Genomic DNA, 241 nt, shown 5'->3' with positions numbered 1-241 from the left:
ACATGCTCGCTAAGGAAATCGATAAAAGCCCGGATGCGCGTACTTACCGCACGGTCGCTGTAATAGACGGCACTGAATGGCATTTCCACTGGCAACACTTTATCTGCCATTAACTCCACCAATTCTCCGCGAGCGATTTCTTTGTCGATCATGTAGTCGGACAAACACGCAATCCCGTTGCCACTCAGGCAAAGCTGTTTCAGTGTTTCCCCACTATTGGATGACAAACCGTACTTCACCT

The 241-nt window shown here is 49.0% G+C and carries 1 protein-coding gene; it reads right to left on the bottom strand.

Annotated features, from left to right (window positions below):
- Positions 1-241 (bottom strand): LysR substrate-binding domain-containing protein (locus tag HMPREF0308_RS12820; protein WP_034657665.1); only part of this gene is annotated, 241 nt, incomplete at both ends.

The sequence above is a fragment of the Corynebacterium striatum ATCC 6940 genome (assembly GCF_000159135.1).
Lineage (GTDB): Bacteria > Actinomycetota > Actinomycetes > Mycobacteriales > Mycobacteriaceae > Corynebacterium > Corynebacterium striatum.
Note: the sequence above shows the minus strand (reverse complement) of the source record. Positions and strands in the feature narration are given on the sequence as shown.